The 20266-nt window shown below is 70.5% G+C and carries 16 protein-coding genes; 9 read left to right on the top strand and 7 right to left on the bottom strand.

Annotation, left to right across the window (positions count from 1 at the left end):
- Positions 1-20: 20 nt before the first annotated feature.
- Both ACIPV2_RS02555 and ACIPV2_RS02550 read left to right on the top strand, forming a co-directional pair.
- On the top strand, positions 21-860 hold the full coding sequence (locus ACIPV2_RS02555; RefSeq protein WP_400838070.1) for a molybdenum cofactor biosynthesis F family protein: 840 nt from the start codon (positions 21-23) through the stop codon (positions 858-860).
- A gap of 1 nt (position 861) precedes the next feature.
- The gene (locus ACIPV2_RS02550) at positions 862-2505 is read left to right on the top strand and encodes an amidohydrolase (RefSeq protein ID WP_400838067.1); all 1644 of its coding nucleotides are present in this window, start codon (positions 862-864) and stop codon (positions 2503-2505) included.
- 71 nt (positions 2506-2576) lie between these two features.
- Here the strand turns inward: ACIPV2_RS02550 and ACIPV2_RS02545 are convergent, their stop codons facing one another.
- From ACIPV2_RS02545 to ACIPV2_RS02535, 3 genes are all read right to left on the bottom strand, one after another.
- The gene (locus tag ACIPV2_RS02545) at positions 2577-4040 is read right to left on the bottom strand and encodes a GMC family oxidoreductase (RefSeq protein WP_400839889.1); all 1464 of its coding nucleotides are present in this window, start codon (positions 4038-4040) and stop codon (positions 2577-2579) included.
- Entirely contained in the window at positions 4040-5500 is a 1461-nt protein-coding gene (locus ACIPV2_RS02540) for an aldehyde dehydrogenase family protein (protein WP_400838064.1), read from the bottom strand. Before ACIPV2_RS02540 ends, ACIPV2_RS02545 begins: the two co-directional genes overlap by 1 nt.
- A 104-nt stretch (positions 5501-5604) precedes the next feature.
- Positions 5605-6057: an Lrp/AsnC family transcriptional regulator gene (locus ACIPV2_RS02535; RefSeq protein ID WP_400838061.1), complete on the bottom strand. Its 453-nt coding sequence runs from the start codon at positions 6055-6057 to the stop codon at positions 5605-5607.
- A gap of 152 nt (positions 6058-6209) precedes the next feature.
- Here ACIPV2_RS02535 and pdhA point away from each other — a divergent pair, with 152 nt between their 5' ends.
- Genes pdhA through ACIPV2_RS02520 form a run of 3 tightly spaced genes read left to right on the top strand, consistent with a single transcriptional unit; the run spans position 6210 to position 9801 of the window.
- The gene (gene pdhA / locus ACIPV2_RS02530) at positions 6210-7313 is read left to right on the top strand and encodes a pyruvate dehydrogenase (acetyl-transferring) E1 component subunit alpha (RefSeq protein ID WP_400838058.1); all 1104 of its coding nucleotides are present in this window, start codon (positions 6210-6212) and stop codon (positions 7311-7313) included.
- A complete protein-coding gene (locus tag ACIPV2_RS02525; RefSeq protein WP_400838055.1) occupies positions 7310-8368 on the top strand; it encodes an alpha-ketoacid dehydrogenase subunit beta in 1059 nt (352 codons plus the stop codon). The genes pdhA and ACIPV2_RS02525 overlap by 4 nt, the downstream gene beginning before the upstream one ends.
- Positions 8365-9801 (top strand): dihydrolipoamide acetyltransferase family protein, encoded by a 1437-nt coding sequence (locus ACIPV2_RS02520; protein WP_400838052.1) that lies wholly within the window; start codon positions 8365-8367, stop codon positions 9799-9801. The genes ACIPV2_RS02525 and ACIPV2_RS02520 overlap by 4 nt, the downstream gene beginning before the upstream one ends.
- 14 nt (positions 9802-9815) lie before the next feature.
- On the opposite strand, the gene ptsP is transcribed toward ACIPV2_RS02520, so the two are convergent.
- Genes ptsP through dhaK form a run of 3 tightly spaced genes read right to left on the bottom strand, consistent with a single transcriptional unit; the run spans position 9816 to position 13983 of the window.
- Positions 9816-12299 (bottom strand): phosphoenolpyruvate--protein phosphotransferase, encoded by a 2484-nt coding sequence (gene ptsP, locus ACIPV2_RS02515; protein ID WP_400838049.1) that lies wholly within the window; start codon positions 12297-12299, stop codon positions 9816-9818.
- A complete protein-coding gene (gene dhaL, locus ACIPV2_RS02510; protein ID WP_400838046.1) occupies positions 12296-12943 on the bottom strand; it encodes a dihydroxyacetone kinase subunit DhaL in 648 nt (215 codons plus the stop codon). Before dhaL ends, ptsP begins: the two co-directional genes overlap by 4 nt.
- Before the next feature lie 47 nt (positions 12944-12990).
- A complete protein-coding gene (gene dhaK, locus ACIPV2_RS02505; RefSeq protein ID WP_400838043.1) occupies positions 12991-13983 on the bottom strand; it encodes a dihydroxyacetone kinase subunit DhaK in 993 nt (330 codons plus the stop codon).
- Between the two features lie 241 nt (positions 13984-14224).
- On the opposite strand from dhaK, the gene ACIPV2_RS02500 reads away from it, so the two are divergent.
- From ACIPV2_RS02500 to paaZ, 4 genes are read left to right on the top strand one after another with little or no spacing between them, the layout of a single operon-like run.
- Positions 14225-15415, top strand: a complete 1191-nt coding sequence (locus ACIPV2_RS02500) for a thiolase family protein (RefSeq protein ID WP_400838040.1) — start codon at positions 14225-14227, stop codon at positions 15413-15415.
- Positions 15408-16175, top strand: a complete 768-nt coding sequence (locus ACIPV2_RS02495) for an enoyl-CoA hydratase/isomerase family protein (RefSeq protein WP_400838037.1) — start codon at positions 15408-15410, stop codon at positions 16173-16175. The genes ACIPV2_RS02500 and ACIPV2_RS02495 overlap by 8 nt, the downstream gene beginning before the upstream one ends.
- On the top strand, positions 16172-17026 hold the full coding sequence (locus ACIPV2_RS02490) for a 3-hydroxyacyl-CoA dehydrogenase family protein (protein ID WP_400838034.1): 855 nt from the start codon (positions 16172-16174) through the stop codon (positions 17024-17026). Before ACIPV2_RS02495 ends, ACIPV2_RS02490 begins: the two co-directional genes overlap by 4 nt.
- A complete protein-coding gene (paaZ, locus tag ACIPV2_RS02485) occupies positions 17023-19161 on the top strand; it encodes a phenylacetic acid degradation bifunctional protein PaaZ (RefSeq protein ID WP_400838031.1) in 2139 nt (712 codons plus the stop codon). The genes ACIPV2_RS02490 and paaZ overlap by 4 nt, the downstream gene beginning before the upstream one ends.
- A 217-nt stretch (positions 19162-19378) precedes the next feature.
- On the opposite strand, the gene ACIPV2_RS02480 is transcribed toward paaZ, so the two are convergent.
- Entirely contained in the window at positions 19379-19921 is a 543-nt protein-coding gene (locus ACIPV2_RS02480; protein ID WP_400838028.1) for a GrpB family protein, read from the bottom strand.
- Positions 19922-20266 lie beyond the last annotated feature (345 nt).

The raw sequence follows: 20266 nt of genomic DNA, 5'->3' as shown, positions 1-20266 counted from the left end.
CCCATCACCCAAGGAGAGAAATGACGACCCTCAACCCCGCCGACACCTCGACCTGGCTGCCCCTCGAGGGCCTGGCTCCCGGCTTCGACGCGAACAAGGCGCCGCATTCGACCGCACTCAGCGGCCGCGAGATCACCGTGGTCGACGACCGTGGCACTCGCATCACCCACCGCTTCGACGACACCACCGTCACGTGGGACTACCAGCCGGGCGATGGCGACACCACCGAGGCGGCATCCGACACCGACGACTACGAGGCGTTCGAGGTCGACGACGAGCTGTACTTCGTGCAGTTCCACCACCGCTACCTGCCCAACGAGGCCGTGTCGCTCGTGGTCGACCTGCGGCTCGGACGCGCGCTGGCGATCATCTCGGTGATCCTTCCGGCAGCCGAGCAGGGCAAGACCCGCGTGCAGCACATCTTCGCGCCCAGCGTCATCGAGGGCGCCGAGGTGTCGGGCGAGGCTGCGGCACCGACGACGACCCTCATCGGACGTCGCGTCGAGTGGGTGTACAGCGAGGAGCACGCGTACGAGCACGTGTACCTCTCGGAGCACTGGTACACCTGGCAGTGCCTCGCAGGGCCCGAGCGCGGACTCGCCGACACCGACGAGAACAGCGCATGGCAGGTGCGACCGGGCATCTACATCTTCGCGTGGCGTGAGAAGGTGATCCCGTGCGCTTCAGTGACGATCGCCGACCACCGCGACCTGAACGCGATCCGCTCGCACGGCGTGCTCTTCGGTCTCGACGAGACCGGCGAGGTGCCCACCCACTTCACCTTCGGCGCGCACGGACGCCTGATCTCCACCTCGCACCACTCCGCCGGCCTCGAGCCCGCCGAGTTCGGAAGGAACTGACATGGAGGACGCCGCAGACCTCATCGTGACCGGAGCGGTGATCCGCACCGTCGATCGATCGCAGCCCCTCGTCGAGGCCTTCGCCGTACGCGACGGACGGATCGTGGCGGTGGGGTCGTCGTCTGCGGTGTCCGCTCATCGCGGGCCTGACACCCGGATGCTCGACGTCGGCGACGCCGCGGTCTACCCCGGGTTCGTCGACGTGCACAATCATCACGCGCTGGCGGGGCGCACCGAGCTGTTCGAGCTGTCGCTCGCACCTTCGCTCACTCTCGACGAGATCCTCGATCGCGTGCGCGAGCACGCCGCGACGCTGCCCGAGGACGCGTGGATCATCGGCGGCGTGGTCGCGACCACCCTGCTGCCCACGCTCGCGAACACGGGCACGCGGCTGCGCCTCGACGAGGCCGCCGGTGGACGACCCGTCGTCATCGTGGAGGACTCCCGGCACAACCGCTGGGCGAGCACCCGTGCGCTCGAGCTCGCCGGGATCTCCGCCTCGAGCATCCCCGCTGCCGGAGTGACCGTCCTCGACCCCGACGACGGGACGCCGACCGGTGTGCTGCTCGAAGCCGCGGGCATCCCGGTGCAGGAGGCGTACGACCGCAGCGGCGGCCTGACCGCCGAGCAGCACATCGCGGCCTCGCGTCACGGCATCCGGATCCTGAACTCGTTCGGCATCACGACCTTCCAGGACGCCGGGGTCTCGACCGACATCCTGGCCGCGCTCGCCACGCTCGATGAGGCGGGCGAGCTGAACGCATGGGTGGTGTCGTCGCTGCTCATCAACGACGAGATCTTCGGGTTCGACCCGATCGGCTCGCCACTGATCGAGCGTGGCGCCGCCTATCGCACCGCGCACCATCGCCCCGACTTCGTGAAGATCTTCCTCGACGGGGTGCCACCGGCCCGCACGGCGTCGTTCCTCGAACCATATGTGGCGGATGCCGTGCACGGCGCGCACTTCCACGGCGAGACGACCATGACCTTCGACGAGCTGTACGGCTGGCTGCGGTCGGTCGCCGAGCGAGGCCTCGGCGCCAAGGTGCACTGCACCGGTGACGGGTCGGCCCGGCTCGTGCTCGACGTGGCCGAGCGTCTGCGCGCCGAGGGGGTGAGCACCCCCATCCAGATCGCGCACGGGCAGTTCCTCGCCGAGGCGGATATCCCGCGGCTCGCCGAACTCGGCGTCTCAGCCGACATCTCGCCGTTCATCTGGTTCCCCGGTGTCATCCCGCAGGCGCTGGCCGAGGTGCTCGGCGAGCGGGCCGAGCACTCGCAGCCGAACCGCGCGCTGCTCGACGCCGGAGCCATGGTCGCCGGGGGGTCGGACTGGCCGGTGAGCGAATCGCCGAACACGCTCGAGGGGCTGCAGGGCCTGGTGACGCGCGCCGATCCGCTCGGCCGAGCACCGGGCGAGCTCTGGCCGGAGCAGGCCATCACCGCCGAGGAGGCGCTGGAGGTGTTCACCATCAACGCCGCGAAGGCGATGGGTCTGGGCGGTGAGACCGGTTCGCTCGAGGTCGGCAAGTCCGCCGACTTCGTGGTGCTCGATCGCGACGCGATCGGCGGTCCGGCAGACCAGATCATCGATGCCCGCGTGGTCTCCACGTGGTTCGCCGGCCGCGAGGTCTTCTCCCGCTGAACATCCTCGCTGAACATCGAAACGCCCTCGTCTGCGAAAGCAGGCGAGGGCGTTTCCTCGTGGAGGGCGGGTCAGGCGTCGAGCAGGAAGCGGGCGCCGCGCTCGGCGATCATCGCGGCGGGAGCGTTCGTGTTGCCCGTGGGAACCGTCGGCATCACCGAGGCGTCGATCACGCGCAGGCCGTCGATGCCGCGCACCCGCAGCTGCGGGTCGACCACCGCAGTCCCGTCGTCGCCCATCCGGCAGGTGCCGACCTGGTGGTGGTAGGTGATCGCGGTGCGCCGCACCCAGTCCTCGACATCGGCATCGGCGACCTCCGGCCCCGGGTACACCTCCGTCGCACCCCACTGCTCGGCGAGCGCCGGCTGGGCTCCGATGCGACGGCACTGCCGCACCGATGCGGCCAGCGCGTCGATGTCGCGGGTGTCCTGCAGCGCGGCGAGGTCGATCCGCGGTGCGTCGCCGAGCCCTGGTCCCGAGAGGGTCAACGACCCTCGGCTGTACGGCGTGACGAGGCCGGCCATCAGCGTGAAGCCGTCGTCGCCGCGCGGCTCGAGCTCGCCCCACATGGGCACCGAGAAGTGGATCGGCTGCGTGTCGGGTTCGGCGAGACCCGGCCGGCTGCGCCAGAACAGATGGCTCTGCGTCACCGAGACGCCCGGCTGCGGCGGCCCGACCGGCCGCTGCGTGGTGAAGATCACCGGCGACAGCAGGTGATCGTGCAGGTTCCGGCCGACGCCGGGAAGATCCGCCACGACCGGGATGCCCAGCGCCGACAGCTCGTCGGCAGGGCCGATGCCCGACCGCAGCAGGATGACCGGAGACCCGATGGCGCCCGCGGCGAGCACGACCTCGTCGGCGCGCAGCTCTTCGGCATCCGCTCCCTCTCCCAGCCGGATGCCGACGGCGCGGCCCTCCTCGACGATCACGGAGTGCACTTCGCGGCCCACCACGACCGTCATCCGGTCGGCGACCGGCTGGGCGTAGGCCATCCACGTGTTGACCCGCCTGCCGCCGCGCATCGTGACCTGCTCCTGCGAGACGCCGTCGAGCACGCCGTCGTTGTAGTCGTCATTGCGCGGCAGCCCCTCCTCGACGGCGGCGTCGATGATGGACGCCTGGATCGGCGACAGCTCGTACTCATCGGTCACCGGGAGCAGGTCGTTCTCGATCGCCTCGAAGACCGGCTCGACGTCCGCCCAGCTCCAGCCGGCAGCGCCGGTGCGCTCCCACCGGTCGTAGTCGGATGCCGCGCCGCGCACCCAGATCATGGCGTTGAGCGCGTGCGATCCCCCGGTCACCCGGCCGCGCGGCAGGTGCAGCCGTCGTCCGGCGGCGTGCGGCTGCGGGACGGTGAAGAAGTTCCAGTCCTCGGCTCCGTGCCAGAGCTCCCCCGCACGCGACGGGTCGTGAATCGCCTCGTTGGTGTCGTACCCACCGGCCTCGACCAGGGTCACGGCGACACCGGCATCCGCGAGGCGACGAGCGACGATCGCACCGGACGTGCCGGCGCCGACGACGATCGCCGAGCGGATCACGCTGTGCCCTCCAGCGTGGTGCCCTTCCGGCCCGGCCCCGAGACGACCTGAGGCACGGCGACGGACTTCAGCCCCTCGACGCCGAACTCCAGGCCGTAGCCCGAGCTCTTCACCCCGCCGAACGGCACCATCGGGTGCAGTCCGCCGTGCGAGTTGAGCCACACGGTGCCGGACTGCATGCGGGTCGCCGCCTCGCGAGCGGCGTCGAGGTCGTTCGACCAGACGGATGCTCCGAGACCCACGTCGAGGCCGTTCGCCCAGGCGAAGGCCTCGTCGACGTCGCGGTAGCGGATGATCGGCAGGGCGGGACCGAACTGCTCCTCCTGCACGAGCGCGGCATCGTTGGCGATGTCGGCGACGATCGTCGGCCGGTAGAACAGCTCACCGAGCTCGGGTGCGGCCTCTCCGCCGGTCACGACGCGGGCGCCCGACGCCTTCGCATCCTCGACCAGGCGCGAGACGATGTCGAACTGGGCCTTGTTCTGCAGCGGCCCGAGCACGTTGTCCTCGTCGAGGCCGTTGCCCATCGGAACCGAGCCGGCGATCTCGGCCAGCGCGTCGACGACGTCGTCGTACACCGAGTCGTGCACGTAGAGGCGCTTCATGGCGGCGCACGTCTGGCCCGTGTTGATGAACGCGCCCCAGAACAGGTCTTCCGCGATGGCTGAGGCATCGGTGCCTGGCAGCACGATGCCCGCGTCGTTGCCGCCGAGCTCGAGGGTGAGCCGGGCGAGGTTGCCGGCGGAGCTCTCGATGATGCGGCGCCCGGTGGCGGTCGACCCGGTGAACATGATCTTGTCGATGTCGGGATGCGAGGCCAGGCGCGCTCCGACCTCTCGATCGCCCGAGATGCCGATGAGCACGTCGGCCGGCAGCACGTCGTTCATCACGGCGAGCAGGGCCAGCACGCTCAACGGCGTGTATTCGCTGGGCTTCACGACGACCGTGTTGCCCATCCGCAGCGACGGGCCGATCTGCCAGATCGAGATCATCAGCGGCCAGTTCCACGGACCGATCGCACCGACGACGCCGACGGCCTTGTACACGAGCTCGGCGTGCGTGGTCTCGTCGTCGACGAGCACCTGAGGCTCGAGCGCCGTTGTGGCGCTGGTGCGCAGCCATGCCGAGCAGGCGCCGAGCTCGAAGCGCGCGTTGGGGCCGTTCAGCGGCTTGCCCTGCTCGCGAGAGAGCAGATGCGCAAGCGCCTCGGCGTTCGCGTCGATCGCGTCGGCGGCGGCCAGCAGCAGCTCGCTGCGCTTCTCGTGCCCGAGCGCCTCCCACGCGGGCTGAGCGGCCTTCGCCCTCGCGATGGCATCATCGAGCTCCGTCACGGAGTGCACGGGGGCGTGCCCGATCGTCTCTCGGGTCGCCGCATCGGGGATCGCCCGCCCTTCGCCGTTCGATTCCTGGATGCGGTCGAGCAGCGCGGCGGCTGCGGAAGCGGCGGATGCGGACATCGCGGACTCTCCTTCATAGCGAGACGACGACCAGAGAACGGCCGTCTCTCCATTGTCGGCCGATGCTCGTCACGGGGCTTGTCGGGGAGTGCGCCGGACATGTCTCAGTGCGAAGGGATCGACTCCCGCGAGAAGTCCTCGAAGATCAGCGTCGTGCGAGTCGACCGGATCGACGGGATCGCCTGGATGTCCTCCAGCACGACGCGGCGCAGGTCGCGGGCATCGCTCGCGCGCACGAGCAGGATGACATCGAAGTCGCCGCCGACGAGGGCCATGTGCTCGACCTCGGGGATCGCGCGCAGCTGCGTCTGCACCTCCTGCCAGCTGGCCTGCTCGATCGCGAGCATGACGTAGGCGGATGCATGATGCCCGAGCTGCACCGGATCCGTGCGCACCGTGTAGCCGGCGATCACGCCCTGCTCGGTGAGGCGCTTGATGCGCGCGTGCGCCCCGGCGCGGGAGATGTGCACGGTCTCGGCGATGTGCGTCATCGACGCCCGCGCGTCGCGTCGCAGCTCGGCGAGGATCGCGTGATCTGTGGCATCGAGCTCGGCCATGAGCACCGTCCGTTCCGTCAGTGGATGCTGACAGTCTGACACCGGCATCCGGATTTCCTGAACAATCGTTCGGCAATACCTGTGACCGGTTGGACGACTGATGGGTCACGGGCATCCTGGGGTGACCACGTTCGGCAAGGAAGGCGAACCGGATGATGCATGACGACCTGCTCCCCCGCGAGACCCCCGTGCGCCTGATCGATCCGCACGGCGACAGGGTCGACGACCCGCACTACACCGCGCCCGACATCGACCGGCTGCGCGACGCGTACCTCGCGCTGGTCGAGGGGCGCCGCATCAATGACCAGGCCAGCGCTCTCGTGCGCCAGGGGCGACTCGCCGTCTATCCGTCCTCTCACGGCCAGGAGGCCTGCCAGGTCGCCGCCGCGCTCGTGCTCGACGAGCGGGACTGGCTCTTCCCCACCTACCGCGACGCGGTCGCGATCATCGGCCGGGGCGTCTCACCGGCAGACGCGATGGTGCTTCTGGCCGGCGACTGGCACAGCGGATACGACCCGGCCGAGCACCATGTCGCTCCACAGGCGACGCCGCTCGCGACGCAGCTGCTGCATGCCGTCGGCTTCGCGCAGGCCGCGCGCCATCGCGGCGAGGACACGGTCGTGCTCGCGCTCTGCGGCGACGGCGCGACCAGCGAGGGCGACTTCCACGAGGCGATGAACTTCGCCGCCGTCTTCCACGCCCCCGTGGTCTTCTTCGTGCAGAACAACGAGTTCGCGATCTCGGTGCCGCTCTCGCGTCAGAGCGCAGCGCCCTCGCTGGCACACAAGGCCGTCGGCTACGGGATGCCCGGAGAACGCGTCGACGGCAATGATGTGGCGGCCGTGCTGGCCGTGCTCGGCGAGGCGGTCGAGCGGGCCCGCGGCGGCGGTGGCCCGTCGCTGATCGAGGCGCACACCTATCGCATGCAGGCGCACACCAACGCGGACGACGACACCCGGTACCGCGAGCGCGAGGAGGTGCAGGCCTGGATCGAACGGGATCCGCTGACCCGTCTGCGCGCCCATCTCGTCGCGCAGGGCGCCCTCTCCGACGATGACGAGCAGCGCATCGCGGCGGGCGCCGAGAGCATCGCCGCCGAACTGCGGACCGCGCTCAACGCCGACGCCGACCTCGACCCAGAGGACCTGTTCCGCTTTGTCACCGCCGAGCGGTCTCCGCAGCTCGAGGAGCAGTGGCAGATGCTGCAGGGCGAGATCGACCGGGATGCCCTGGCCGAGACAGGAGGACAGCCATGAGCATCGCCGCCGCCCGATCCACCACGACCGGCCAAGCCTCCGGTTTCGACGCGCCCGACCACGTCGTCGGCACCATGACCATGGCCGCCGCTCTCAACCGCGCCCTCGCCGACGCCATCGAGGAGGATCCCGCCGTCGTCGTCTACGGCGAGGACGTCGGTGCGCTCGGCGGCGTCTTCCGCATCACCGACGGTCTCGCGGAGCGCTTCGGCGAGGACCGCTGCTTCGACACCCCGCTCGCCGAGGCCGGCATCGTCGGCACCGCGGTCGGCATGGCCATGAACGGCATGCGCCCGGTCGTCGAGATGCAGTTCGACGCGTTCGCACTGCCGGCGTTCGAGCAGATCGTCAGCCAGGTCGCGAAGTTCGGCAATCGCACGCGCGGATCGATGCGGATGCCGCTGGTCATCCGCATCCCGTTCGGCGGCGGCATCGGCGGCGTCGAGCACCACTGCGACTCGTCCGAGGCCTACTACGCGCACACCCCCGGACTCACGGTCGTCTCGCCGTCGACCCCGCAGGATGCGTACTCGCTGCTGCGGGCGGCGATCGCGTCGCCCGATCCGGTGATCTTCCTCGAGCCGAAGAAGCTGTACTGGTCCAAGGGCGAGGTGGACACCTCGATCACCGCCGAGCTGGGCACCGCCCGGGTCGCTCGGGACGGCACCGATGTGACGGTGCTGGCGTATGCGGCGATGGTCCCGGTCGCACTCGAGGCAGCCGAGATCGCCGCGGAGGAGGGCCGCAGCATCCAGGTCATCGACGTGCGCTCGCTGTCGCCGTTCGACGATGCGACGGTCACGGCTGCCGTGCGCGCGACCGGCCGCGCGGTCGTCGTCGCCGAGGCTCCGGGTCACGTGAGCGTCGCGAGCGAGATCCAGGCGCGCGTCTTCGAGCGGTGCTTCGAGCACCTCGAGGCGCCGGTGCGCCGGGTGACAGGATTCGACACCCCGTACGCGCCGCCGAAGCTCGAGCACTGGTACCTGCCCGATGCGGACCGCGTGCTGGATGCCATCGACTCGCTCTACCCCGACGATGAGGAGACGGACCGATGACGACCCTGACAGCCCGGGTGTTCCGTTTGCCGGATCTCGGTGAGGGTCTCACCGAGGCCGGTCTCGTGCAGTGGCTGGTGAAGGTGGGCGACACGATCACCACCGACCAAGCGATCGCCGAGGTCGAGACGGCGAAGAGCATCGTCGAGCTGCCCTCGCCGTTCGCAGGCGTGATCACGGCGCTGCACGGCGAGGCGGGAGATGTGATCGCGGTCGGCGCTCCAGTGCTGGAGGTGGCGGATCCGAACAGCGACGAGCTACCGGTTCCGGATGCCGAGAAGCAGGCGCATCGCACGGAGGAGCGTGCGGGCTCGGGCAACGTCCTGATCGGCTACGGCACCACCGAGCGCGCTTCGTCGGGGCGTCGGCGGGCACGGGCATCCGGCGCGTCGTTGCCCTCCACCCCTCCTTCGTCGAGAGCACAGGATCTCGCCGAGCGCACCGCATCGTCACGTGAACAGCCCACACACTCGCCGACGTCCCGTGCTGTCGACGGCTCGCAACAGCGCGCCGTCGCGGTGCGCTCACCCATCGTGCGCCGGCTCGCTCGCGACCTCGGCGTCGACGTGCGGCGCATCGAGGCGACGGGAGCCGATGGCGCGGTCACGCGCGCGGACGTGCTGCGAGCCGCCGGGACGCTCGACGGCGAGCAGAGCGTCGAGAGACGCAGGCCGCAGGCATCCGGAACGCAGCCGCAGGCGTCCGCGAGCAGCACCGCCTGCGAGACCGTCGATGGCCTCGCCGTCGCCTCCCGCGAGCGCCTCTCTCCGATGCGCAGAGCGATCAGCGCGACGCTGAGCCGCAGCCGCGCCGAGATCCCCGAGGCCACGGTGTGGGTCGATGTCGACGCGACCGAGCTGTTCCAGGCGCGCTCCCACATGGCCTCCGAGGGCGAACGGGCTCCGTCGCTCACCGCTCTCGTCGCGCGGTTCACGCTGATGGCCCTCGCCGACTTCCCGCTGATGGCTTCCCGCCTCAGCGACGACGCCTCCGAGATCGTCTCGTTCGACGGCGTGAACCTCGGTGTCGCCGCCGACACCGAGCGCGGACTGATGGTGCCCGTCATCCATCAGGCGCACCGACTCACCGTCGGCGAGCTCGACGCGCGGCTGCGTGAACTGGCTGAGACAGCGCGTGCCGGACGGATGCCCGCCGAGCGGCTGCGTGGGTCAACCTTCACCCTTAACAACTACGGCAGCCTGGGCGTCGACGGGTCGGCTGCGATCATCAATCACCCGGAGGTCGCGATCCTGGGCATCGGGCGCATGATCGAGCGGCCGTGGGTGGTCGACGGGCAGATCGTCGCACGACGCATCACGCAGCTGTCGCTGGTGTTCGATCACCGGGTCTGCGACGGCGGCTATGCCGCGGCCTTCCTGCGCCGGGTGGTCGAACTGATCGAGCATCCGCTGCGGGCATTCGCCAGGCTCTGAGCTGACCGGCGCGGTCAGCGCGCGAGGGCTGCGGCTGCCGCGGCTCGGGCCTCCGCAGCCGTCGCAGCGCTGAGCGCCGCCTGCGCGGCGGCGCGGCACTGCTCGGGCGTCACCGCGGCGAGCGCCGCTGCCACCCGACCGAGAGAGCGCGAGGTCATCGACAGGCTGGTGACCCCGAGCCCGACGAGCACAGGCGCGAGTGCCGGGTCTGCCCCCGCCTCGCCGCACACTCCCACCGCGCGGCCTCCCGCGCGTCCCGCTGCGCCGACAGTTCCGATCAGCCGCAGCACGGCGGGCTGCCACGGGTCGTTGAGGTCGCTCAGCTCGCCCAGCAGACGATCCGCCGCGAGCGTGTACTGTGCGAGGTCGTTGGTGCCGAGGCTGACGAAGTCGACGACATCGAACAGCTCCGCCGCGAGGATCGCCGCGGACGGCGTCTCGATCATCACGCCGACCCGAGCGAGCCCTGCCGCCCTGGCGGCCGTGGCGAAATCGCGTGCCTCGTCGACGGTGGCGACCATGGGCGCCATCACCTCGACATGCGCGGATTCCGCCGACGCCGCCTCGGACAGCGCGCGCAGCTGTTGCTCGAGCAGCTTCGGGTTGCGCCGGGCGATGCGGAGCCCCCGCACGCCGAGCGCCGGGTTCTGCTCGTGATCGGCGGCGGCGAAGGGCAGCGGCTTGTCGCTGCCGGCATCGAGTGTGCGCACGACGACCCTGCGGCCGGCGAAAGCCGACAGCACCCCGCGGTATGCCGCCACCTGCTCGGAGACCGTGGGCGCGTCGGCGCGGTCGAGGAAGCAGAACTCCGTGCGGAACAGCCCCACGCCCTCGGCGCCGGCCGCGGCTGCGGTCTCGGAATCCGCCGCCCCGCCGACGTTGGCGAGCAGTGGCAGCGGCGATCCGTCGGCCAGCCGCCCTCTTCCGTCGAACGGCGCGACGATCGCTGCGCCGGTCGCCGCGTCGATGCGCTCCCGTCCCGGCTCGATCTCGACGGTGCCGTGGTCGCCGTCGACGAGCACGACCATGCCGGCGGCGATGCCGGTCGCGCCCACGACGCTCACCACGGCCGGCAGGCCGAGAGAGCGGGCGATGATCGCGGTGTGTGAGGTCGGGCCGCCCTGTTCGGTGACGAGGGCCACGCAGTGGCCGCCCTGCAGTGCCGCGGTGTCGGCCGGGGCCAGGTCGTGCGCGACGAGCACGAACGGCTCGTCGCGCTGCGGCATGCCAGGAACGGCGAGGCCGAGGAGCTCGGCGATGATGCGATCGCGGATGTCGCGCAGATCGGCGATGCGCTCCGCCGTGCGCCCGCCCAGGGCCTCCAGCCCCTTCTGCTGTGACGCCGCGACCTCCCAGATCGCGCGCGCAGCGCTGCGGCCGGCATCGCGCACCAGCGCCGACGCTTCGGCGATGAGTTCGGGGTCGGATGCCAGCAGGCGAGACGCCTCGAGGATGTCACGCGCCTGCCCGGAGGCCGCGGCGGCGCGCGAGCGCAGGTCGTCTGCGACGGCCAGCGATGCCCGGCGGATGCGGGATACCTCGGACTCCCTGTCTTCCGTGGCGATGACCATGGCGGCGTCGGGCTCGCGCACCGGCGGCACGAGAGTGACGACGGATGCCGCGGCGACACCCGCGCTGACGCCGCGTCCGCGCAGCACCGTCCCCGGTTCGACCGGCCCGGTGGGCGCCGCGACAGGTGCGGCTGCCGGTGGGGTGGAATGCGCAGCGGCTTCGGTCGGATCGCCGTCGACGCCCTCGCCGAATCCATCGTCGAAGAGTGCGGCGACGGCGTCCAGCGCCTTCTCGTCGCCCTCCGCGGCCGAGAGCTCGATCTCGTCGCCCTGGCGCGCGCCGAGCACCAGCAGCCGGCTCAGGCTCGCCGCGGCGGCCTCCGGCCCGTCGGGCAGTCTGCGCAGGCCCACCTCCGCTCCGGCCGATGTCTGGGCGATGAGCGCCGCGGGGCGCGCATGGATGCCGAGTGGGTTGCGCACGCGCACCCGCCGGGTGCTGCGGGCCTTCTCGGGCGCGGACGACGCGGGCGCTGGCGACGCGGGCGCTGGCGACGCCGCCTCGACGGAGGCATCCTCCTGCAGCTGGCCGGTCTTCGCCTCCAGCGCCGCCGCGGCCTCTGCGGCCACCACGTCGAGCGAGCCGCCGGCTGCGGCAGCGACCACCGCCGCCAGCAGGCCCTCCACGAACGGTGCCGGTGCGAGGCGCACCGGCACGTCACTCGAGCGCAGCTCCAGAGCCAGCTCCGCGCTCATCACCGCCGACCCCAGATCCATGAGCACGAGCACGCCGTCGCACTCGGCGGCCAGTTCGTCGATCGCGGAGGCGACGGCCACGGCATCCGTCCCGAGAATCGGCGTCCCGTCGCCATCCGTGCCCGCCCCTGCGGCGACCCGCACCTGCGCACTGCCGTGCATCATCTGCAGGGCGAGCTCGAGGGCCGCCTCCCCGAGCCGAGCGCTGTGAGAGACGGCGACGACGCCGATCATCCCTCAGCGCTCTGCGCTGCCGAGGCGAGCGTCTCGAACAGGAACGTCGTCGATGCCGCGCCGGGGTCGAGGTGCCCGGCGCTGCGTTCGCCGAGGTAGCTCGCGCGTCCCTTGCGGGCGACGAGCGGCAGGGTGGCATCTCGCCCGGCGGCGGCCGCATCCGCCGCCGCCGCCAGCGCCGTGCCCAGATCGTCGCCCTCGGCGAGGGCCGAGTCGAGCGCCTCGACCGCCGGCGCCATCGCGTCGTACATCGTCTTGTCGCCGGCTTCGGGCTTGCCGCGGGCGACGATGCCATCGAGTCCGGCGCGCAGCGCGGCCGTGAGACCCGCAGCGTCCAGGGTCGACACAGCGCCCGCGGCTGCTCCCATGCGCAGGAAGAACGTGCCGTACAGCGGCCCGCTCGCGCCGCCGACCGAGCTGACCAGCGTCATACCGACCCCCTTCAGCAGCTCGTCGATCGTCTCGGGCGCGCCCGAGCTGATCTTCTCGACGACCGCCGCCATGCCACGGGCCATGTTCGCCCCGTGGTCGGCGTCGCCGATGGCCGAGTCGAGCTCGGTGAGCCACTCCCGCTTCTCTTTCACTGCGACGGCCAAGCGCGAGATCCAGTCGTGCAGGGCGGCGGTGTCGATGGTCGAGGTCATGCGTGCTCCTGGGTCGCGGGCCGGTCGGGTGTCGGGGCGGGCGGGTGTCAGGCGCCCCAGCGCAGGCCGGGCGTGACGACGGGCGCGTCCCACAGACGCAGGATCTCGTCGTCGGCCTTGAGGACGGTCACCGAGCAGCCCGCCATGTCGAGCGAGGTGATGTAGTTGCCGACGAGGTTGCGCACGACCTGCACGCCGGCGTTCTCGAGCAGCGCCGCGACCTCGGCGTACATCAGGTACAGCTCGATCTGCGGGGTCGCGCCCATGCCGTTGAGCATGACGATCGCGGGACCGGTGACGTCGAGGTCGGCGAGGATTGGCTCGACGAGCTGCCGGGCGATGTCGGATGCCGCAGCCAGCGGCTCGCGATGCCTGCCCGGCTCACCGTGGATGCCGATGCCGATCTCCATCTGATCGTCCGGGAGGTCGAAGGTGGGCTTGCCCGCCGCCGGCACCGTGCAGCTCGTCAGCGCCATGCCCATCGAGCGGCCCTGCCCGTTGACCTTCTCGGCGAGCGCGACGACGGCGGCGAGGTCCTGTCCTTCCTCGGCGGCGGCGCCCACGATCTTCTCCAGCAGCACGGTCAGGCCCACCCCGCGGCGTCCGGCGGTGTAGAGCGAGTCCTGCACGGCGACGTCGTCGTCGACGACCACTGTGCCGACCTCGATGCCGTCCATCTCGGCGAGCTCTGCGGCCATCTCGAAGTTCAGAACGTCGCCCGTGTAGTTCTTGACGATGTGCAGCACGCCGGCGCCTCGGTCGACGGCCTTCGTGGCGGCCTGCACACGGTCGGGAGTGGGCGAGGTGAAGATCTCTCCGGCGACGGCGGCATCCAGCATCCCGACACCGACGAAGCCGCCGTGCAGCGGTTCGTGACCCGACCCGCCGCCGGATACGACGGCGACCTTGCCCTGCTCTTTGGGGGTGGCGCGGGTGATGACGTGCGTCTCGAGGTCTACCGAGAGCTCGGGATGCGCGGCCGCCACTCCCCGCAGCGATTCGACGAGCACGTCCTCGGGCTTGTTGATGAGCTTCTTCATGCTGCGATCTCCTTCGATCCTCAGAGGCGGGGCCGGCACGGGAACGTGCTCCGTCATGGTCGAATCTGCTCGGAGCCCCTCCCGTTGTCAAGGTCGATCCCCGAGCCCGACGGGAACGCCCGGTTCTGCGGCCGCGGCCTGGGGTCGCCGGCCGCAGTTGCCAACGGCCGCGGGATCTGGAATCGTATTCCTGACCGAACGGTCTGTAATCATGTCGTCGCGGGTGACGGAGAGGATGATGATGTCCGAGGCCTATCTCGTCGACGGTGTGCGCTCGCCCGTCGGCCGGTACGGCGGCGCTCTCGCGGACGTCCGTCCCGACGATCTCGCCGCGCTGGTCGTCGGAGAGGTCGTCTCCCGGTCAGGGGTGCCGGCGGATGCCATCGACGAGATCATCCTCGGAGCGGCGAACCAGGCCGGCGAGGACAACCGCAACGTCGCCCGGATGGCCGTGCTGCTGGCCGGGCTGCCAGACGACATTCCGGGGTTCACGGTCAACCGCCTGTGCGCGTCGGGGATGACGGCGATCGCGCTGGCCTCGCAGGCGATCCGCGCCGGCGACGCCCACCTGATGGTCGCGGGCGGTGTCGAGTCGATGACCCGCGCACCGTGGGTGCAGGCGAAGCCGCAGCGCGCGTGGGGCAAGCCGGGCGAGGCGTATGACACGTCGATCGGCTGGCGTTTCCCGAATTCCCGGCTGCTGGCACGCGATAAGGCGACGTTCTCGATGCCCGAGACCGCCGAAGAGGTGGCGCGCATCGACGGGATCAGCAGAGCGGATGCCGACGCGTTCGCGCTGCGCAGCCACGAGCGCGCTCTCGCGGCCATCGACTCCGGTCGATTCGCCGCCGAGATCGTCGCGGTGGAGACGAGCCGCGGCGTCGTCGACACGGACGAGGGTCCACGCCGCGACACGTCGCTGGAGGCACTGGCCGCGCTGCGGCCAGTCGTGCCGGGCGGCGAGGTGGTCACCGCCGGGAACGCCAGTTCGCTCAACGACGGCGCCTCGGCGATCGTCGTGGCGGGAGCGGATGCCGTCGCACGCCACGGCCTTCGACCGCGGGCGCGCATCGTCGCATCGGCCACCGCTGCTCTCGCGCCCGAGATCATGGGGCTCGGACCCGTCCCCGCCGCAGAGAAGGCGCTGCAGAAGGCCGGCCTCAGCATCACGGATCTCGGTGCGGTCGAGCTGAACGAGGCGTTCGCCTCCCAGTCGCTCGCGTGCATTCGCCGCCTCGGTCTCGACCCCGAGATCGTCAACGCCGACGGCGGGGCGATCGCCCTCGGGCATCCGCTCGGCTCCAGCGGCTCGCGTCTGCTGGTCACATTGCTCGGCCGCCTGGAGCGCGAGGGCGGGCGGTACGGGCTCGCGACGATGTGCGTCGGCGTCGGCCAGGGCACCGCCATGATCGTGGAGCGCGTCGATGGCTGAGGCGCTGCGGATCGAGAGACGAGTCGATCGCACGGTCGTGACGCTCGACCGTCCTGCCGTACGCAACGCCATCGACCAGGCCATGGTCGACGAGCTGCACGCCGTGTGCGACGAACTCGAGAACACGCAGAGGGTCCTCATCATCACGGGCGCCGACGGAGTCTTCGCCTCGGGAGCCGACATCGGACAGCTGCGCGACCGCACCGCCGATGACGCGCGGCACGGCATCAACTCGACCGTCTTCGGGCGCATCCGCGAGCTGCCGATGCCGGTCATCGCCGCCGTCGACGGCTATGCGCTGGGCGGCGGCGCCGAGCTCGCCTACGCCGCCGACATCCGCATCGGCACGCCACGCGTGCGCATGGGCAACCCCGAGACGGGGCTCGGCATCATCGCCGCAGCCGGTGCGACGTGGCGGCTGCCGGAGATCGTCGGACACGCGCGAGCGAGCGAGCTGCTGCTCACCGGCCGCATCATCGACGCCGACGAGGCTCTCGCGTGGGGGCTGCTGTCGTCGCTGCACGAGCCAGACGACCTGCTCGACGCCGCGCACGCCATCGCCGACCGCATCTGCGCGAACGGCGCGCGGGCCACCGCGCTCACCAAGCGGGCCCTGCTCGCCTCCCCTGATCAGCATCCGGCGATCGAGCTCGAGCTGCAGGCGGAGCTGTTCGACAGCGACGAGAAGCACCGGCGCATGACGGCGTTCCTCGAGCGCGGAGAGCGCCGGGCGCAGCGACGCGAGGAGGAGAGTCGATGAGCGTTCCGGGAACTGTCGGCGTGCTCGGCGGCGGGCGCATGGGCGCCGGCATCGCGCACGCGTTCCTCATCGCGGGAGCGCGCGTGCGGCTCGTCGAGCGCGACGAGGAATCCGCCGAAGCTGCGCGCACGCGGGTGCTGGCCAGCATCGAGAACTCGGTGCGCCGCGGCGACCTCCTCGAGGCGCAGCACGTGATCGAGTCGTTCGCCGTGCATACCGACCCCGCGACCTTCATGAACGCGGGGCTGGTGATCGAGGCGGTGCCCGAGGACCGCAGGCTGAAGGCCGAGGCGCTGGCGCACATCGAGCATGCCGTGGGACAGGACGCGGTGCTCGCCACGAACACGTCGTCGATCTCGATCGACGAGCTCGCGGCATCCCTCACCCGACCCGAGCGATTCCTGGGGATGCACTTCTTCAACCCCGTTCCGGCGTCGCAGCTCGTGGAGATCGTCGTCGGCGAGCGCACCGATCGCAGCGTGGTCGACGTCGCGCGCGAATGGGTCGCGACGCTGCGCAAGACGCCGGTGGTCGTGCGCGGCTCCCCCGGTTTCGCGTCGAGCCGGCTCGGCGTGCTGCTGGGACTGGAGGCGATCCGGATGCTCGAGGAGGGCGTCGGCGACGCCGCCGACATCGACGCGGCCATGGAGCTGGGGTATCGGCATCCGATGGGTCCGCTGCGCACGACCGACGTGGTCGGGCTCGACGTGCGTCTCGGCATCGCCGAGGAGCTCGCTCGCGAGCTCGGGCCGCGCTTCGAGCCGCCGCGACTGCTGCGGCAGATGGTGGATGCCGGAAAGCTGGGCCGCAAGAGCGGCGAGGGGTTCTACGTGTGGAACGAGGAGAGATGACGGATTTCCTGCCGAGCTACGTCCAGGGCGAATGGTGGACGCCTGGTTGGGTTGCTGAGCCTGTCGAAGCACCTGAGTCCCCGAGCCCGTCGCCCGCACTGAGCGAGCGCAAGCGAGACGAAGTGAAGGGCGCCGACGTGCGCGACGCGTCGACCGGCGAGGTCGTCACCCGGGTCTCGACCGAGGGCCTCGATCTCGGGGGCGCGCTGCAGTACGCGCGAACGACCGGCCACGCGAGCCTGGCGGAGCTGACCTTCCACCAGCGGGCTCTGCTACTCAAGAAGTTCGCGCTCGCGCTCACCGAACGCAAGGACGAGCTGTACGCGCTGTCGGCGCGCACCGGGGCGACGAAGACCGACTCGTGGGTCGACATCGACGGCGGGATCGGCGTGCTGTTCTCGTACTCCGGCAAGGGTCGGCGGGAGCTGCCGAACAGTCGCGTGCATGTCGACGGTGCGGTCGAGCCGCTCTCGAAGGACGGCAGCTTCCTCGGCCGGCACGTCTACACGACGCTGCCGGGTGTCGCCGTTCAGATCAATGCGTTCAACTTCCCGGTGTGGGGGTCGCTCGAGAAGCTCGCCCCGGCGTTCCTGGCCGGCATGCCGACGCTCGTGAAGCCGGCGACGCCCACCGGGTACCTCGCTGAGGCGATGGTGCGCATCCTCGTAGAGTCTGGGCTGCTGCCCGAGGGGTCGTTGCAGCTGGTCAGCGGCAGCGTGCCCGACCTGTTCGATCACCTGCGGCTCGGCGATCTGGTCGGGTTCACCGGCAGCGCCTCCACGGCCGAGAAGCTGCGGCAGCACCCGGCCGTGCAGACCGGCGGCGTGCGCTTCACCACTGAGACCGACTCCATCAACGCGTCGGTGCTGGGCACGGATGCCGTCGAGGGGACACCGGAGTTCGACGCGTACGTGCGTCAGCTCGTCGTGGAGATGACCACGAAGGCCGGCCAGAAGTGCACCGCGATCCGCCGCGCGATCGTCCCCGCGGCTGCCGCCGATGCGGTCACCGATGCGGTGCGCGCGCGTATCGCGGAGAAGACGGTGCTCGGCGACCCGCGCGCCGAGGGGGTGACGATGGGTCCGCTGGCGTCGGCCGCGCAGCGCGATGAGGTGCTGCGACAGGTGCGAAAGCTGCAGGAGGCCGGCGGCCGCGTCGTCGTCGGCTCCCCCGACGCTCCCTCGGTTCGTCACGCCGACGGATCGACGGGCCCGGCGCCGGACGGCGCATTCGTGGCGCCGCTGCTGCTGCGCTTCGACGACGCGAACGTCGAAGCTGTGCACGACGTCGAGGCGTTCGGACCGGTGTCGTCGCTGCTCACGTACTCCACGACCGCCGAAGCCGCAGAGCTGGTCGCCCGCGGCGGCGGTTCACTGGTGACCAGCATCGCCACGCACGACCCGGCTCAGGCGGTCGAGCTCGCGACGCGCATCGCGCCCTTCAACGGCCGGATGCTGCTGCTCGACCGCGACGACGCCCGCTCGTCCACCGGGCATGGGTCTCCCCTGCCGGGGCTCGTGCACGGCGGCCCCGGTCGGGCGGGCGGCGGCGAGGAGCTGGGCGGCATCCGCGCGGTGCTGCACCACATGCAGCGCACGGCCGTGCAGGGTTCGCCCGAGATGCTCACCGCGCTGACGGGTGTGTGGCACGCGGGTGCGGCGACGAACGCCGGCGACCGGCATCCGTTCCGCAAGTCGCTGGCCGAGCTGCGCATCGGCGACCAGATCGCGTCGGATGCCCGAGAGGTCACGCTCGACGACATCGAGACGTTCGCGCACTTCACCGGCGACACCTTCTACGCCCACATGGACGAGGACTCCGCGGCCGCGAACCCGTTCTTCCCAGGGCGGGTCGCGCACGGCTACCTGCTCGTGTCGTGGGCGGCCGGGTTGTTCGTCGACCCGGAGCCCGGTCCCGTGCTGGCGAATTACGGGCTCGAGCACCTGCGCTTCATCACCCCGGTGTCGCCGGGCGACAGCATCCGGATCGAGCTGACGGCGAAGCAGATCACGCCGCGCGAGACCGACGAATACGGCGAGGTGCGCTGGGACGCGGTGATCCGCAATCAGGACGAGGAGATCGTCGCGACGTACGACGTGCTGACGCTGGTGAGCAAGGAGCCGGTCACCGCCTGAACAGTGCTTGCCGAAAACGGCGCAGTCGAGGTTTTGGCGATATTGGTTTCGGCAGGGGGTTCCGGCGGGTGGGTTTTCGGCGTGTCGAGGCTTCAGTGATCGACGCCGTCGTGGCTGTCGAAAACGATCGTTTACGGCGAGTTCGGGGAAACGGCCCCGGAATGCATGCCGATAACGTCAACCTCAACCGTGTATCGGTGGGGAGTTTCGGTGGCGTCTACTGCTGAGAGCCTAGGTGCCGCGCGACGACCTCGAGGATGAACGATGCCTTGCCGGCGTTATAGTCAGCGCGCTCAACGACAATCTCCGCCAGACGTCGTTTCAGACCCTCATACTCGCGGGCGAGAAAGACATCCCCACGGAGCGCGTCACGGAAGGCCAAATGTTCCTCAGCCCAAGCTGAACCGGCCTCGCAGACATGGATGTGCACCTTGCGTGCGCGTCCCGCCGGCGGCCGGAGGAAGCGAAAGTCAGCTCCGCGAGCCCGCAGTACCATTCCCAGGCCCTCCAGTGCAGGCACGTAGGCACCTTCATCTGCGAGATCCGGCACTTGGACCTGCATGTCGATGACCGGCTTAGCTGCGAGCCCGGGCACGGAAGTCGAACCGACGTGGTCCACCCGAACGGGGAGCGGAGAAAGCGCCTGCCCGAGGCGATCTTCCCAACTGCGTCCGATCGCAGCCCACTCGCCGGACGGATCATGAACTTCCACAGCCTCACCGATCGGTTGGTCGAACCACTCGACGTCCGCTTCGCTCATCGCTCCATTTTGCCCGAGAACCGTTCCCCGAGGTTGCCATGCACGATCAGGGCGTCAATCCTCCGGCGTGGTCGACACGTCGCCGAAAACGATCGTTTACGGCAGGACAGGGCGTGGTTGATCGAGATCGGTTGGCAGGGCGAAGCGGGATCGAGCTTAATCACCGCGGACGACAGCGGCGAAGTCATCGCCCCAGCAGCTGAACCTATCTCCGAATAGCATCCGTAGCCGCGGCTGTCGACCCCCGCAGGTCTCTTCAAGCAACTGCCCAGCGCACACCTGAGCACGATTCATAGAGTTTTGAAGGACCCGGAGGATCGTCCCTGTTTTGGGCGGATGGGGCTG

Source organism: Microbacterium sp. NPDC089987, assembly GCF_044748505.1.
Lineage (GTDB): Bacteria > Actinomycetota > Actinomycetes > Actinomycetales > Microbacteriaceae > Microbacterium.
The sequence above is the reverse complement of the archived record's forward strand: the minus strand, read 5'-3'. Positions and strand labels throughout refer to the sequence as shown.

Bases quoted from the DNA above. Each gene is read 5' to 3' on its own strand.
- ACIPV2_RS02555 (WP_400838070.1), top strand. From the start codon at position 21: ATGACGACCCTCAACCCCGCCGACACCTCGACCTGGCTGCCCCTCGAG.
- ACIPV2_RS02550 (WP_400838067.1), top strand. From the start codon at position 862: ATGGAGGACGCCGCAGACCTCATCGTGACCGGAGCGGTGATCCGCACC.
- ACIPV2_RS02540 (WP_400838064.1), bottom strand. From the start codon at position 5,500: ATGTCCGCATCCGCCGCTTCCGCAGCCGCCGCGCTGCTCGACCGCATC.
- ACIPV2_RS02535 (WP_400838061.1), bottom strand. From the start codon at position 6,057: ATGGCCGAGCTCGATGCCACAGATCACGCGATCCTCGCCGAGCTGCGA.
- pdhA (WP_400838058.1), top strand. From the start codon at position 6,210: ATGATGCATGACGACCTGCTCCCCCGCGAGACCCCCGTGCGCCTGATC.
- ACIPV2_RS02525 (WP_400838055.1), top strand. From the start codon at position 7,310: ATGAGCATCGCCGCCGCCCGATCCACCACGACCGGCCAAGCCTCCGGT.
- ACIPV2_RS02520 (WP_400838052.1), top strand. From the start codon at position 8,365: ATGACGACCCTGACAGCCCGGGTGTTCCGTTTGCCGGATCTCGGTGAG.
- ptsP (WP_400838049.1), bottom strand. From the start codon at position 12,299: ATGATCGGCGTCGTCGCCGTCTCTCACAGCGCTCGGCTCGGGGAGGCG.
- dhaL (WP_400838046.1), bottom strand. From the start codon at position 12,943: ATGACCTCGACCATCGACACCGCCGCCCTGCACGACTGGATCTCGCGC.
- dhaK (WP_400838043.1), bottom strand. From the start codon at position 13,983: ATGAAGAAGCTCATCAACAAGCCCGAGGACGTGCTCGTCGAATCGCTG.
- ACIPV2_RS02500 (WP_400838040.1), top strand. From the start codon at position 14,225: ATGTCCGAGGCCTATCTCGTCGACGGTGTGCGCTCGCCCGTCGGCCGG.
- ACIPV2_RS02495 (WP_400838037.1), top strand. From the start codon at position 15,408: ATGGCTGAGGCGCTGCGGATCGAGAGACGAGTCGATCGCACGGTCGTG.
- ACIPV2_RS02490 (WP_400838034.1), top strand. From the start codon at position 16,172: ATGAGCGTTCCGGGAACTGTCGGCGTGCTCGGCGGCGGGCGCATGGGC.
- paaZ (WP_400838031.1), top strand. From the start codon at position 17,023: ATGACGGATTTCCTGCCGAGCTACGTCCAGGGCGAATGGTGGACGCCT.
- ACIPV2_RS02480 (WP_400838028.1), bottom strand. From the start codon at position 19,921: ATGAGCGAAGCGGACGTCGAGTGGTTCGACCAACCGATCGGTGAGGCT.